The sequence below is a fragment of the Pantoea anthophila genome (assembly GCF_026104315.1).
Taxonomy (GTDB): Bacteria; Pseudomonadota; Gammaproteobacteria; order Enterobacterales; family Enterobacteriaceae; genus Pantoea; species Pantoea anthophila.
On the sequence record NZ_CP110471.1, the window covers coordinates 102,081 to 116,347 of the forward strand.

The following is a 14,267-nucleotide window of genomic DNA, read 5'->3' on the forward strand; positions in this document are numbered from 1 at the left end:
CGGACAGAGGTCAGGCGGGCGCAGGCTGAGGGCTGCGCCCGTTTTTACGCTGCAGGGAGAGAGAGTGAAGATAGCGTTAATTGTGCTGGCTGCCGGACTGAGCCGCCGTTTTCGTCAGCAGGCGGGCGAGCATAAGTTACTGGCCCGCCTTGATGGCAAACCGCTGCTGCAACATACGCTGGAGCAGGCCGCGTCCAGTGGACTTGACCTGTTCGTGGTGACGCGTCCCGACGCCGCTGCGCTTCAGGCGCTCTGCACCTCCGCCACGCTGGTATTGTGTGACAGCGGCGGACTGGGGGAGTCGATCGCGGCAGGCGTTAACGCCACGCGCGACTATGACGGCTGGCTGATTGCGCTGGGAGATATGCCGTTTGTGTCAGCCGCGAGTTACCGCGCCGTCAGCACGGCGCTGGCAAACGCGCCTGTCGTCCGACCCTGGGTGACGGGCAGGCCGGGGCATCCGGTGGGCTTTCAGCGTCACTGTTATCCGGTCCTGAGCAGCCTGCAGGGCGACAGCGGGCCGCAGGCGCTGGTGAACGCCGCCGCCGTCCGCCTGCCGCTGCACGATCGCGGCTGTCTGTGTGACATCGATTTTCCTGCCGATCTGCAGTTAATAAAGGAATTTTCATGATAACGCTGGATCAACGCGTCATTAATGCCGCCCTCCGCCACTCTCAGGCGGGGCGGGCAGTGTGGCTCTGCACGGTGCTGCGCACCTACGGCTCCTCCCCGCGCGCACCGGGAACACTCATGACGGTCAGTGAGACCGGAGAGAGTTGCGGCTCGCTGTCGGGCGGCTGTATCGAAGAGGATTTTCTGGCGCAGCTGGCTACCGGGGCTTACCGCAATAGCAGTCAGCGGGTGCGTTACGGCGAGGGCGGGATGCGGCCTGATGTCAGCCTGCCCTGTGGCGGCAGTCTGGAGATCGTTATTGAGTTTCTGCCGCCCGATGAGGCCACGCTGGCCCTGCTGACGGCGATGCAGCGGGCGCTGAGCGGGCAGCAGCCGCTGGTGAAAATGATACGCCCCGGTGAACGGGCGCAGTGGGAGGCCATCGCCGCCAGTCGGGTATTACCCGCACTGGATGCCAGCGAGCAGCAGATCGTGCTGCCGGTGGGGGCGATTCCGGAACTGCTGGTCGCGGGCTATTCCAGCGTAGCCTATGAGTGCATCCGGCTCGGCCAGATACTGGGTTTTCATGTGCGGGTCTGTGAGCACCGTCCGGAGATGCTGACGGAGCTGGAGAGCCATTTCGGCGGCGCAGACAACGTGACGCTGGTGTCACAGCATCCGGCGCGCTGGCTGGAACTCAACGGGGCGCATGCGGCGGTGGCGATTGTGGCGCTGACCCACGATCCGCGCATCGACGATTTGACCATGATGGAGGCGATCGCCACCCCTGCCTTCTACATCGGCATTATGGGCTCAGCAAAAAACAGTGAGAAGCGGCGGGCGCGTCTGCAACAGATCGGCGGTATGGATCGTGCCGAACTGGATCGCATCCATGCGCCCATCGGTCTGCCTATCGGCAGCAAAACCCCGGCAGAGATTGCGCTGTCGGTAATGGCCGATATTGTCTGCATCAAAAACGGCGGCCAGTCAGCCGCCTGACCGCGCCGTGTCCGGTGCCAGCCGGTAGAGGTAAGTGCCGGAGAAGGGGATCGGCAGAAATCGCTGGAACAGTTCACGCAACGTCTGCTCCGGGTCAACATCGCTGAACAGCTGCGGATAGAGCGTGGTGGCAAAGAACTCGGTTGCCACCACGTGCCACGGACTGAGGTAAAAGTTGTGCCAGATCGCCCCGGTGTGGCCGTCCCGCAGTGCGGTCAGCTGCTTCAGGGCGTGCTGCTGACCGGTCAGTGCCAGCAGGCTCTGCCGGGTCTGCGCGGCGGAGACGTCGGGTCCGAGTTGAAGTGCCCCAGCCTCATCCGCGCTGCCGGTGCCGGTGGCAAAGTAGAAGTCGGGCCGGGCGGCGATGACGCTCTCCTCGCTCAGTCGCCCGAACACCCCGTTGACCTGCTGGCTGGCGATGTTATCCCCGCCGGCAAAGCGCAGCAGGTCGCCCAGATTACCCTTTACCGAGGTCACGCAGCATTCATTTCGTCGGCCAAGATGCAACTGCAACAGCACGCGGGGCCGGGGGCCAGGATAATCAGCCAGCCGCGTTTCAATGCGCTGCATATGGGTGCGGTAAAAATGATTAAACTCAGCAGCCCGCTGAGGCTGATTCAGCACGTCCCCCAGCAGCGTCATGCTGCGTTCCGTATTGTTCAGCAGGTCAACCCGCAGGTCGATCTTCACCACCGGGATATGCGCCGCGCTGAGCATCTTCTCCAGCAGGGCGCCGTTTTCACCGTCACGCGCCAGCTGCGGCAGGACAACCACGTCGGGTCTGAGTGCAATCACCTGTTCAGGGTTCATGTCATTGACCCCATCCAGCCCCAGGGGTGTAATCTCGCGCATCTGCGGAAACTGGCGGGCAAAAGCCTGCCAGGTCTGAGGATCATACTTTTTCAGGTCGAGCGGCCACCCCACGATATGCTGCAGCGGATTGCCTGGGGTCAGCAGCGCGACGCTGTAGAGCATCCGGCTTTCACCCAGCACGATGCGTTGCGGATGATCGGGCAGCGTCACCTGGCGACCGGTGATGTCGGTCAGCGTCCGCGCGCCTGCGCCGACGCTGATGCAGAGCAGGCCGAGCAGCAGCCCGGCACGCAGCGATTTAAAATTCCACACGGGCCTGTACCATCAGGTTACGGGTTTCACCTTCACGGACGCGCAGATTGCCGCCGCTTGAACTGTAGTAGTGCTGGTTGAACAGGTTATTCAGGTTCAGACGCAGCTGGGTTTTTTCACCAAACAGGTGATTGTTCCACGCCACAAAGGTGTCTGCCACCACATAGTCGGGCAGGGTAAAGCTGTTATCAGGATCGCCTGCACGGGTGCCGACATAGCGGGCACCGCCGCCGAGTCGCAGTGAGCCTGGCAACCCGCTGACCTGCATCTCATGACTCAGATAGAGCGCACCGGACTGGCGAGGCGCATTCTGCAGCCGGTTGCCGTTGTTGTCCGGATTAACCCGGTCGCTGACGATCTCCGCCTGGTCATAGCTGTAGCTGGCGCTGAGATCCCAGCCGGGAGAAATCTCGCCGTTCAGTTCAAACTCCGCGCCGGTAGATCGCGCCTTATCAATCGCCCGCGTGCTGCCATTGATATTCAGCGACATCGCCTTTTCATCAATGCGATAGAGAGCCACGGTCGCCAGGAGTGTCGGCGACAGCTGCCATTTACTGCCGACCTCCCAGCTGGTGCCCTGTTCCGGCCTGCCGACGTTGCCATTGTCATCCACGTCGGTGGAAGGGGTAAACGACTTGCTCACGCTGGTGTAGAACGAGAGATCGGGCGTCAGTTTGTAGATCACCCCTGCCTGCGGCAGAAATTTATTTCCCTCATCGTTCAGGGTTTCCACCTGCGGATTCACACCACGAGAGGCCCGCTGTTCGTAGTGCTGATAACGGCCGCCCAGCACCACAATCCAGTCGGGCGAGAGCGAAATGCTGTCCTTGAGATAGAGTGAACGGCTATGAATGCGGTTCAGGTTATTGGCCGCGGTTCTGTTTTCCGTGCTGGCATCGGTCACCGGAGAGAGCATGTCATAGTCGGGACTGAAGTAGCTGAACTGACGGTTGACCCTGCCCTGATACTGATGCGCGCGGTAGGTCTGGTTCATCTCATAATCTGTCCCGGCCACCAGCGCGTGCGACATGCCGAGGATTTCTGTATTCCCCAGCAGATCCCAGCTGACATATTTGGTTTTATGGTTAAAACCACGATTGGCATCGGCACGGCGCGTGACCACGCCGCTGCTGGCATTCACCGCCGTCACCCGCACTTCATTATTGTCATAGCGCCGCTGGTTCCAGCCCAGGGTCAGACGGGTTGTCCACTCGTCGTTAAACTGCCAGTCGTAGTGCGCGTTCAGGGTTTTGTTATGTCCCCAGGCGTGATTGGCTTTGTCATCCAGACGATCTTTATAGCCGATATCAATCGGCCGGCCATTGATAAAGGCGGTGCCGCGATCGTAGGGGATATCATAACGGTAGTCGGCATAGCTGATCAGAAAGCTGGCCTGCTCACCAAACCATTGCAGTGAGGGGGCCACCAGCGTGTGCTCCTCACGGCCGAAGTTGCGCCAGTAATCCTGATTCTGTTTCTCGGCAATCAGCCGGAAGGCGAAACCCTTGCCCAGCGGCCCGGTGACGTCCAGCGTACCTGCTCCGCCGCCTTCGCTGGCGTAGCGTCCGCTGACGCTGGAGTGCCAGTTGTACTGCGGCTTTTTGCTGACCACATTGATGATGCCGCCCGGATTCTGAATGCCATAGAGCAGGGAGGAGGAGCCTTTCAGCACCTCCACCCGCTCCGTGGTGGCATCGACGTTAAGGCCCTGACTGCTGCGGATCCCATCGCGGTAGATCGACCCGTCGGCATTGCTGCCGAAGCCGCGTCGCACAAAGCCATCCTCGGTACCGGCCAGGGTGTTCGCTTCGCTCACCCCGCTGACGAAACGCATCGCTTCTGCCAGCGAGCTGACCTGATAATCCTCCAGCTGCTGCTGTGTCACCACGCTGACCGACTGCGCTTCATCAAGCCGGGCAGTGGGCATTTTGCTGGCAACGCTGCTCTGGCTGGCGCTGTAATTTCCCTTCGGATTCGCCTCTGCGGTGACGGTGATATCCGGTGCGCTGTCGGTTGCTGCTTCGGCCTGCGGCAGCAGGATGCTGCCGCAGATCGCCACGACCAGAGCAGAGTGCCGGGCCGGATAACGGGAGTCTGAACTGTTTTTCATTTTTCTTTTCGTTTCTGAAGCTGAGGTCAATAACGCCCGGCATGACCTTCTGTCGGTCACACAGGGCTTCCCTGGAGGTCTTCTGCAACATGCAGTGTGTTAAACAGCGAAGCGTTAAGCCGGAAGGGGGAAAGAACCTCTCACCGCCCCGACGACAATGCTTCTCATCTGTAATTGAGAATCATTCAATCATCAGCCGGTGTAGTAGTAAATATAATTTAATCGTAAAATACTACATTTCGGCTGAAGCAAATTTTCAGCGGAAGGCTAAGTGAGGCTCTGTTTATCTATCTGTAATTTAATTAAATTATTTATTTTTAGTCTGAGTGGTGACGCTTAATCCACAGCGTTAACAGGTGAATAATCAGATACTCCGGCTCGTTCACTACATCTTTTTCGCCGATCTGGCCGTGAAAATGAGAGCAGGAGTGAGAGACGAAAAATTAATTTCCCCTCAATCAGGTGAAGCATGAAATCGATCCGGACAGTAAAGAACAGAACCGATGTGCTGGCAGAGCGCCTGCGCGCCAGGGAAAAGCAGCTCTCGCCGCGTCTGCTTGCCGTAGCCCGTTACCTCGATCAACAGCGCGAAACGGTGCTGGAGAGCACGGCGATGGAGATCGCCCTGGCAAATCAGACCTCAGATGCCACCGTCATCCGCGCGATTCAGGCCCTGGGTTTCAGCGGCCTGCGCGACCTGAAAGAGACGCTGAAAGTCTGGTTCGGCCCGGCGCTGACCTCCGAAGATAAGATGGTGACGACCGTCAGTGAGGTGACCAGCGACGTGAGCAGCGCCATCGACTTTGTGCTGTCGGGCCACCGCCACGCCTGTGAGGTGCTCTCTCAGCCGCAGAACCGCGTGGCGGTCGCGGATGCGGTCACGCTGCTGAGCGAAGCGCGCGCCGTCGCGATTTTTGGCATCAACGCATCGGGCATTCTGGCGGACTATAGCGTGCGGCTGCTTAACCGCATCGGCCTGCCAGCCTTTTCACTTAACCGTTCCGGTGTGGCGCTGGCTGAACAGATGCTGGCGATGCAGCGGGGCGATGTACTGGTGATGATGGCGCAGCAGTCGGCGCACCGGGAGGGGACAACGGTCGTGCGTGAGGCGAAAAGGCTCGGCATTCCGCTTATCCTGCTGACCAACGCCACCGACTCCTTTTTTGCCCGCGAAGCGGATGTGGTGATCAACGTGCCTCGCGGCGGTGAAAAAGGGCGCATTCCGCTGCATGGCACCATCATGGTCTGTCTGGAGATGCTGATCCTGTCGGTGGCTTCTGCGATGCCGCAGCGCACGGTCAAAACCATGAAACGTCTGCAGGATTTCTATCGTGGCCTGAAGCCCGCCACTAAAAAGTAGCCGCGCTGACACCGCTGCAACTGGTGCGGCCGCAGACCGCTTTCACGCCAGATTTTTCCCGCTTTGCGAGCCAGATCTCGCCTTTTTCTCAGCCTCTTTCGCCGGACGACTACGCTTACTGCTAACCGTGCCATCGGGTGCGGTTCGTCCTCCTTTACCCCTGTGCGGAGCTGCTGATGAAACCCCTTCACGCGCAAACCCTTTTCTGCTGTGCGATCCTGAGTCTGCTGTCACCGTTGCCCGCCGCGGCATGGAGCCACCTCACCGTCTTTGGCGACAGCCTGAGCGATGGCGGGAACGTAGGGCGCTTTACCTATGATGGCGCAACCCACCCGCTCTATGACGAGATCGTCGCGCAGTCGCTGGGCGATACCTTACGTCCTTCATCGCAGGGCGGAAACAACTATGCCGAGGGCGGCGCCGTCGCGGTACCGGCGATCAATCCCCTGTTTAATACCCAGGATCAGCTGCAAAGTTATCTGGCATCCCGCGGCGGGCGGGCCGATCCCGATGGCCTCTATATCCACTGGATCGGCGGCAATGACTTAGCGGCGGCGGCGCTCTCCCCCCTGATTGCCCGGCAGCTGGTCGATAACAGCGCCGGTGCGGCGGCCTCACAGGTTAGCCGGTTGCTGGATGCCGGTGCCGGAACGGTGATTGTGCCGACGGTGCCCAACGTGGGGGCCACCCCCGCGTTGTTGCAGGCGATTCTGCAGACGCTCGGACCCGCCGCGCAACCGGCCACGGCGGCGCTGTTTCAGTCGCTGAGCACCCGCACCACGCCAGACCGGGCCGCGCGCGAGCAGGCGATTGAAACGGCCCTGGGTGAGGCGGCGGGGCAGCTTTCTGCGATTCCGCCGATCCGTGAGGCGCTCGCGCAGCAGCTGATTGCTGCCTGGCGGTTGCTGAGTGAGGCCGCCTCGGCGCTGACCGACCGTTACAATCAGGCCGAAGAGGAGGGGCTGCTGGCGGCCCGCGGCAACATCGCCCGGGTAGATATCAATGGCCTGTTTAATGAGGTGATCGATAATCCGGGCGGTTATGGACTCACCAACACCGCCGGCATGGCCTGCCCGCCCGGCGTGTCATCAATGGACTGCACCACTTCCACGCCGGGATTTTCATCCTCGCAACAGTATCTGTTTGCCGACCGGCTGCATCCCAGCCCGGCCGTCCATGCGCTGATCGCCGATTACATTCAGTCAGTGCTGAACGCACCGCTGCAGGTGGCGGCGCTGAGCCGTGCCCCCTCAATGCTGGTGGGCGATGCGCAGAATACGCTGGATGGGCATCTGCAGCAGCAGCGTCAGCAGCCCGCAGAGGCGGGCACGTTAACCGTTTTTGGCGGTTACGCCGGGCAGCAGCGGGATTTTCGTGGCGACAGTCTGCTGGATGGGGATGCCACCAGCGCCACCGGCACCGTGGGAGTGGGCTATCAGCTGACCGATGCGTGGCAGGCCGGCGCGATGCTCTCCACCACCTCGCAGCGCCAGCAGCCCTCGTCGCGCTTCGATTACCGCCTGCGCGGTAATCTGGTGGCGATCTGGAGCCAGCTGAACTACCTCGACCACGGCTGGATAAACGCGGACGCCCACTATGCCGACCTGGATTTCGACGATATTAAACGCCAGGTGAAACTGGGGCCTGCGACCCGTACCGAACAGGGTAACAGTGGCGGGAAAGTGCTGGGGATGCGGGTGCAGACCGGCTGGGATCTTCCCGTTGGCCGTTACGTCACGACCGGACCGGTGGCGAGCTATGCGCTCGACTACACGCGGGTCGGCGGCTATCAGGAAGAGGGCAACAGCAGCACCTCTATGCGCTTTGGCGACCAGACGCTGCACGCCCAGGTCGGCTCCCTGGGCTGGCGTATCGACAGCAAAGATTTGCCGGTCAATCCCTGGGCGCAGATCAGTTACAACCATCAGTTTGGTGACAGTGATTCTGCGGTAACGGCCGGACTGAAATCGACCCGCACCGCCTTTACCCGCAGCAGTGATGGCAGGGATGACAACTGGATCAACATGGCCGTGGGAGCCAGCGTGCCGCTGGGTGCCGCAGTGAATGCTTTTGCGGGTGTTTCGGCCGTGGCGGGTAACAGTGAGACGCATCAGGTGACGTGGAACGTGGGAGTGAATGCCCGTTTTTAACCGGGCAGATCAACGGCGCTGACGTCCTGAACCTGCCGCCCCGCCAGCGCGGAGCGGCAGGTAACCTGCAGCAGATCCAGCAAAGAAAGCGGCAGCTATGCGCGGATCAGCGCTTCCTGCGCCTCCAGCTCACGCACCCGGGGTATGACCTCACGTCCGAAGAATTCCACTTCTTCATGAAAGTGCAGAAACGCCAGCAGCAGCAGATCCACACCGGCCCGCTTCAGCGCGATAATCCGTTCGGCAATCTGCTGCGGTGTTCCGATCAGGTTGGTTTTAAAGCCATCGTTATACTGCACCAGATCCTCAAACGACGATTTCGCCCAGTTTCCCTCGCCCTCCGGTGATGCGCTGCCCGCATTTCTGACCTCATGCTGAAAGCCTTTGACCGCATCCGGGTTAGCTTTGCGGATGATCTCCTGCAGCACCGCCTGCGCCTCCTGTTCACTGTCACGGGCAATCACAAAACCGTTCAGGCCGATCCGCACCTTGTGCTGGTTAACGCTGGCTTTCGCCCTGATGTCGGCCACCTGCTGACGCACCCCCTCCGGGGTATTGCCGTTGGTAAAGTACCAGTCTGACACCCGGGCGGCCATATCCCGCGCCGCCCGTGAACTGCCGCCCTGAAAAATTTCCGGCAGCGGTGACAGCGGTTTCGGTTTCATGGCGTAGTCGCGAAAGCGATAAAAATCCCCGGCAAAGGTAAAGCTCTCTTCGCGCCAGATGCCGCGCAGGCAGCGGATAAACTCTTCCGAGCGCAGGTAGCGCTCTTCATGATCGAGCCAGGGCTCGCCGATCGCCTTAAATTCGCCCCGGAACCAGCCGCTGACAATGTTCACGGCGATGCGCGGCCCATAGAGATGACTGATGGTGGCGATCTGCTTCGCCGCGAGCACCGGATTCCACGGGCCGGGCAGCAGAGCCGCAATCACTTTCAATCGCGACGTCTGGCTGAGCAGATCCTGAGAAAAGGTGACCGACTCATGCTGATTGTCCGCGCCGTAACCGGCGGTAAAACGGATCTGCGTCAGCGCGTAGTCAAAGCCCGCCTCTTCGGCAATCTGTGCCAGTTTCCGGTTATATCCGGCATCCCAGCGGGTACGCTGCTCTATCTGACTGATCACCAATCCGCCTGAGACATTCGGCACCCAGTAGGCGAACTGCAGGGGTTGAGTTTCTGACATCGTTGCTCTCCTGATATAGCTGAATCACTGGTAACGTACATTTATCCAAACTTTCAGATATAAAAGAAAAGGCTAAGCAGTAACCATGCCAGTCAGTAAACCGCTGTTTTAACAACAGTGAACCCGGATTGACGCCGCCGGTGCTGTTGCAGATGCAGCAGGATGAAAACAGCCTGTTTGCCAATGCAACAGCCTTGTTCAGCAGCTAGCAGAGTGCGCCACAACGTGGTGTGATAGCGAACCGGGTATTCAGCAAAAGGAGGGCAGTATGATAGTCAGAGAAGCCTCGCCTGAAGAGGCGCATCGTTTATGGGAGATCAGAAATCGGGCGATCCGCCACGGCTGCCAGCATGCCTATCCGCCAGAGGTGCTGACCGCCTGGACGCCAGATCGGATGCCCGCCAGCTTTCCGGCGATGATCCGCGAGAACCCCTTTTTTGTGATTGATGGCCCGGACGGCGAGCCGGTTGCGACCGGGTTACTGGATCTCAGCGCGGCCAGCGTGGAGGCGATTTTTACGCTGCCTGAATTTACCGGACAGGGCCTGGCGGGCCGGATTATCGACAGAATCAAAGCGGAGGCGCTGCAGCGTGGCTATCACCGTCTGACGCTGGCTTCGACGCCCAACGCCGCCGGCTTTTATCAGCAGCATGGTTTCCGGGTTCTGGGCGAAAGCCTCTATCCTTCGAAGCTGGCGGGCTGTGCGTTACGCTGTGTGGAGATGGCGATTACCCTCTGACGCTCTGCTGCGCGGGGCGTGCCACAAGTTTCCCGCGCAAAGACTTCGCAAGCTCACGCCGGTAAGGTATAGTCCGCGTTTTTTGGAGGAACCATGCTGACTGACTCATCAACTCGTCTCAATAAATACATCAGCGAGAGCGGTATCTGCTCCCGCCGCGACGCCGATCGATACATCGAGCAGGGCAACGTTTTCATTAACGGCAAACGCGCCACTGTGGGCGCGCAGGTATTTGCAGGCGATGTGGTGAAGGTGAATGGTCAGCTGATTGAGCCGCGTGATGAAGAGGATCTGGTGCTGATCGCGCTGAACAAGCCGGTGGGGATTATCACCACGATGGAAGAGGGCGAGCGCGATAACATCAGCGACTTCGTTAATCACAGTAAGCGCGTCTTCCCGATTGGCCGTCTTGATAAAGATTCTCAGGGCCTGATTTTCCTGACCAACCACGGCGATCTGGTCAATAAAATCCTGCGCGCCGGTAACAACCACGAGAAAGAGTATGTGGTGACCGTCGACAAACCGATCACCGATGAGTTCATTGCCGGTATGGGCGCGGGCGTGCCCATGCTCGGCACCGTCACCAAAAAGTGCAAAGTGAAAAAGGAAGCGCCGTTTGTCTTCCGTATCACGCTGGTGCAGGGGCTGAATCGCCAGATCCGCCGTATGTGTAAGCACTTTGGCTATGAAGTGACGAAGCTTGAGCGAACCCGCATCATGAACGTTAATCTCAAAGGCATACCGCTGGGCGAGTGGCGCGATCTGACTGACGACGAACTCATTGAGCTGTTTAAACTGCTGGAAAATTCTTCGTCTGAAGAAAAACCGGCAAAGAAAGCCAAAACGCCTGCTAAACCTGCGGCGGGGAAAAAACCGCAGAAAGGCCCGGCGAAACCGGCTGAAAAAGCGGATGCCGGTGGTGCCTCACGCAAGCGCTTTACCCAGCCGGGCCGCAAGAAGAAAGGGCGCTGAGGTCTTGCCGTCGCAGAGCGCCACCCCTGCGCGCTCTGCCTCATGTCTCTGATCCGGGCCCTCACGGGATGAGGCGGGCCGCTCTGAAGCGACTGAACAGATCGCAAAACATCTGATCCGTCGCGCGATAGTGGTGAAACCCCGCCCGCCGCAGTTTGCTGCCATCACCAAACATGTCGTAATCCCAGCTAAAGACAAAATCCGCGAACGTTCCATCACTCAGGGCCAGAATGTCGGGCTGCACCAGGGCGTTCTCTTCCGCAATCTCCCGCCAGAGCCCACGGTAATCCTGAAAAAGCTGCCGGAAGGAGAGAGCAACTGGCGGCGCGATCGCCAGTTCAAACCAGGCGGCGATGACCGGCCACAGTTCACTCCAGCGCCAGAGATCGCCATTGTTGATATTAAAGGCCTGGTTGGCCGCCGCGGGCGCACGCGCAGCCCAGAGCGTCGCATCGGCAAGCAGTGAGGCGTCGGTAAAATCGACCATGCTGTGCCAGGTTGCCAGCGAACCTGGAAAGCGTAACGGCAGCCGCGCCGCCCGGCAGAGGGAAGCGTACAGCGCCAGACTCAGGGCCAGATTCATGCTGTTGCCCGGCCGGTCGCTGCCCACCACGCCGGGTCGCAGGGCGCTCCAGTGCCAGGCTTTACCCTGCTGCTGTGCGCTCAGCCAGGCCAGCTGTGCGGCGTTAAATTCGGCGCCCGGCACACCGGGATCGCTCTCGCGCGCCGGGGTTTTAAACCGGCCCAGATGCGCGCCGTAGACTTTGTATCCCTGCATCAGGCTGACATGCTCAAGCGGCGCGATAGCCTCAATGATCCGCACCAGATTCTGCAGCATCACCAGATTAGGCTCCACCATCGCCTGCCAGTCAGCGGCGCTGAGCCAGGCACTGTAGAAGAGATGCGTGACGTCAGTCAGCGAAGCGAGCTGCTGCGCACTCTGCTCTGGATCCCGCAAATCGACCCGGAAGGTTTCAATCCCGCTCCCGACAGCGGCAGCGCGGTGGGTCAGCGCCCTGACCTGCCAGTGATTGTCAGCCAGCGCCTGGCAGAGTTGCTGCCCGACAATTCCGCTGGCGCCTGCCACTAATGCCACCCTGTTTTTCTGCGTCATGCTTACCTCCACTCTCTTGTTGAGTAACGGAACGCATTCTCACCTGCCAAAGATTCTGATTAAATTCCACCAACCGGATATCACTTATCAGGAAAATCATTAAATGCAGAACAAACTTAACGCCATTCAGACCTTCATCCGGGTGGCGGAAGCGGGCTCCTTCTCGGCGGCGGCACGACAGAACGGCATGAAACAATCGGCCGTGAGTCAGCAGATTGCAGCGCTTGAGGAGGCGCTGGGCGTCGTGCTGCTGCACCGCACCACCCGCAGCATGGCGCTGACGGAGCAGGGGCAGCGTTATCTGCAGCAGGTCAGACACCTGCTCAATGCGATGGATGAGCTGGAGCAGCAACTGCGGCCCGACTCGCAACCGCTGAGCGGGAGGGTACACATCCAGTTACCGAGCGGCATCGGCCAGCGGTTGATGCCGTCTCTGATTGCATTCCAGCAGGCGCATCCGGCCCTGCAGTTAACGCTTGCGCTGGAAGATCGTCTGTCAGACCTGATTGCGGAGGGCGTTGACCTGGCAATTCGGCTGAGTGAGTCGCCACCCGCCACGCTGGCGGCCCGGGTACTGACCACCGTTGAAACCGTGCTGGTGGCGTCCCCTGACTGGATCGCCCGTCACGGTACTCTCCAGACTCCGGCTGAGCTGGCGCATTATCCCCATGTCCGTTTCAGCGGCGTTTCCCCGGACGCCCCGCTGCAGTTGCTCTCGGCGACAGAGAGGATTTCCGTTCCGGTGAAAAGTGTGTTTCGCGCCAACAACAGCGATGCCCTGCGGCAGGCTCTGGAGGCCGGGCTGGGGATAGGCGGATTGCAGACCCTGATTGGCGCGGAGGCGCTGGCTTCCGGCAGGCTGGTACGGCTGTTACCAGACTGGCGGCTTCCCGACCGCTATCTCTACGCCATTTTCCCTGATGCCCGTTTTATTCCTCACCGGGTACGCGCGCTGGTGGCGCGGTTGAGTGAAACACTCAAAACCCTCGCGCAGTTGTGATCTCATAAGCCGGACATCGCGCGTCATCAGGACGCGCCTCTCAGCTGCCTGCTCTGTGTGGTGAAAGATCCTCTGTCGTTCCGCCGGACCACATCCGCCACGGCCATAAAGCGGTCACATTCAGAACAGCGACACTTTTCACTCTGATCAGAGCGTGGCAGGATAAGCGCAAACTATCATGGAGTGAGCCTGATGTTACTGAAAGGTATGAACGATCCGCTGCTGAAAGCGTATCAGCATCCGAAGTCACGGATGATGATCAGCCGTTTCAGGGGACTGGCGGGCGATCGACGCATCAGTGACTGGCAGGCGTTCACTATTCTGGTGACAGGCTTTACCAACTACTGGTTTGTGCAGGCCGGTCACTACTCAATTAATGTCACCCTGACCAAAACCCGCCAGTTCGATTTTCTGCAGGACTTTCTGCATTTTACCGTGACGCTGGATGGCCTGATTGCAGATGAGCATTTTCGCAGCCCGGACTTTGTGCTGCCCCATTACGACGTGCCCTACGAATTCTGCCGCTGGCGCAACAAACGCGGCTACGACGCCTTAACCACCTATGTCAGTAAACAGGGCGTGAAATCCCACAAGGGGATCTTTACCGTCTCGGAAGGCCTCTCCCCGGAGGAGCAGGTGATGAAATGGGAAGGGGTGGTAAACGTCTACGACAAAACCTTTTTCAGCGTGACGAACTTCAACACCACGCAGGAATTTCTGATCAAAGATATCAGCCGATCAATTCAGGAAGGTCTGCAGAAACACCTGAGTTTTTACCGCGACCTGTTTCACTACATCTTCCCCACACCCGCTGAGGCGCGATTGCAGGCGCGGGATGACAGACGCTATCTGGCTAAAAAATAGCGCCCTGGTGCACCCCGCGTTGTGCCGCAAAGTCAGCC

The 14,267-nt window shown here is 59.7% G+C and carries 12 protein-coding genes; 8 read left to right on the plus strand and 4 right to left on the minus strand.

Annotation, left to right across the window (positions count from 1 at the left end; translation table 11 throughout):
- The first annotated feature begins 64 nt into the window (after positions 1-64).
- Together OJ965_RS00510 and OJ965_RS00515 are read left to right on the plus strand one after the other, a co-directional pair.
- On the plus strand, positions 65-631 hold the full coding sequence (locus tag OJ965_RS00510; protein WP_265135444.1) for a nucleotidyltransferase family protein: 567 nt from the start codon (positions 65-67) through the stop codon (positions 629-631).
- Positions 628-1,611: an XdhC family protein gene (locus tag OJ965_RS00515; RefSeq protein WP_167428548.1), complete on the plus strand. Its 984-nt coding sequence runs from the start codon at positions 628-630 to the stop codon at positions 1,609-1,611. The genes OJ965_RS00510 and OJ965_RS00515 overlap by 4 nt, the downstream gene beginning before the upstream one ends.
- Here OJ965_RS00515 and OJ965_RS00520 read toward each other — a convergent pair.
- Complete coding sequence (locus OJ965_RS00520) at positions 1,600-2,736, minus strand: ABC transporter substrate-binding protein (protein WP_167428549.1); 1,137 nt, start codon at positions 2,734-2,736, stop codon at positions 1,600-1,602. The genes OJ965_RS00515 and OJ965_RS00520 overlap by 12 nt on opposite strands.
- Entirely contained in the window at positions 2,723-4,846 is a 2,124-nt protein-coding gene (locus OJ965_RS00525; RefSeq protein WP_154928884.1) for a TonB-dependent siderophore receptor, read from the minus strand. Before OJ965_RS00525 ends, OJ965_RS00520 begins: the two co-directional genes overlap by 14 nt.
- 469 nt (positions 4,847-5,315) lie before the next feature.
- On the opposite strand from OJ965_RS00525, the gene OJ965_RS00530 reads away from it, so the two are divergent.
- On the plus strand, positions 5,316-6,206 hold the full coding sequence (locus OJ965_RS00530) for a MurR/RpiR family transcriptional regulator (protein ID WP_154928883.1): 891 nt from the start codon (positions 5,316-5,318) through the stop codon (positions 6,204-6,206).
- A gap of 176 nt (positions 6,207-6,382) precedes the next feature.
- Positions 6,383-8,356: an autotransporter outer membrane beta-barrel domain-containing protein gene (locus OJ965_RS00535; protein ID WP_265135445.1), complete on the plus strand. Its 1,974-nt coding sequence runs from the start codon at positions 6,383-6,385 to the stop codon at positions 8,354-8,356.
- 95 nt (positions 8,357-8,451) lie between these two features.
- Here OJ965_RS00535 and sfnG read toward each other — a convergent pair whose 3' ends face one another.
- Positions 8,452-9,540 (minus strand): dimethylsulfone monooxygenase SfnG, encoded by a 1,089-nt coding sequence (gene sfnG, locus OJ965_RS00540; protein WP_154928881.1) that lies wholly within the window; start codon positions 9,538-9,540, stop codon positions 8,452-8,454.
- Positions 9,541-9,808: 268 nt separating this feature from the next.
- Here sfnG and OJ965_RS00545 point away from each other — a divergent pair, with 268 nt between their 5' ends.
- Together OJ965_RS00545 and rluF are read left to right on the plus strand one after the other, a co-directional pair.
- Complete coding sequence (locus OJ965_RS00545; protein WP_154928880.1) at positions 9,809-10,279, plus strand: GNAT family N-acetyltransferase; 471 nt, start codon at positions 9,809-9,811, stop codon at positions 10,277-10,279.
- A 93-nt stretch (positions 10,280-10,372) separates the two neighbouring features.
- Entirely contained in the window at positions 10,373-11,251 is an 879-nt protein-coding gene (gene rluF, locus OJ965_RS00550; protein ID WP_058957070.1) for a 23S rRNA pseudouridine(2604) synthase RluF, read from the plus strand.
- Positions 11,252-11,312: 61 nt separating this feature from the next.
- Here the strand turns inward: rluF and OJ965_RS00555 are convergent, their stop codons facing one another.
- Positions 11,313-12,365, minus strand: a complete 1,053-nt coding sequence (locus OJ965_RS00555) for an SDR family oxidoreductase (protein WP_154928879.1) — start codon at positions 12,363-12,365, stop codon at positions 11,313-11,315.
- Between the two features lie 103 nt (positions 12,366-12,468).
- Here OJ965_RS00555 and OJ965_RS00560 point away from each other — a divergent pair, with 103 nt between their 5' ends.
- Both OJ965_RS00560 and OJ965_RS00565 read left to right on the plus strand, forming a co-directional pair.
- A complete protein-coding gene (locus OJ965_RS00560; protein ID WP_154928878.1) occupies positions 12,469-13,365 on the plus strand; it encodes a LysR family transcriptional regulator in 897 nt (298 codons plus the stop codon).
- Between the two features lie 192 nt (positions 13,366-13,557).
- Entirely contained in the window at positions 13,558-14,229 is a 672-nt protein-coding gene (locus OJ965_RS00565) for a hypothetical protein (protein ID WP_154928877.1), read from the plus strand.
- Positions 14,230-14,267 lie beyond the last annotated feature (38 nt).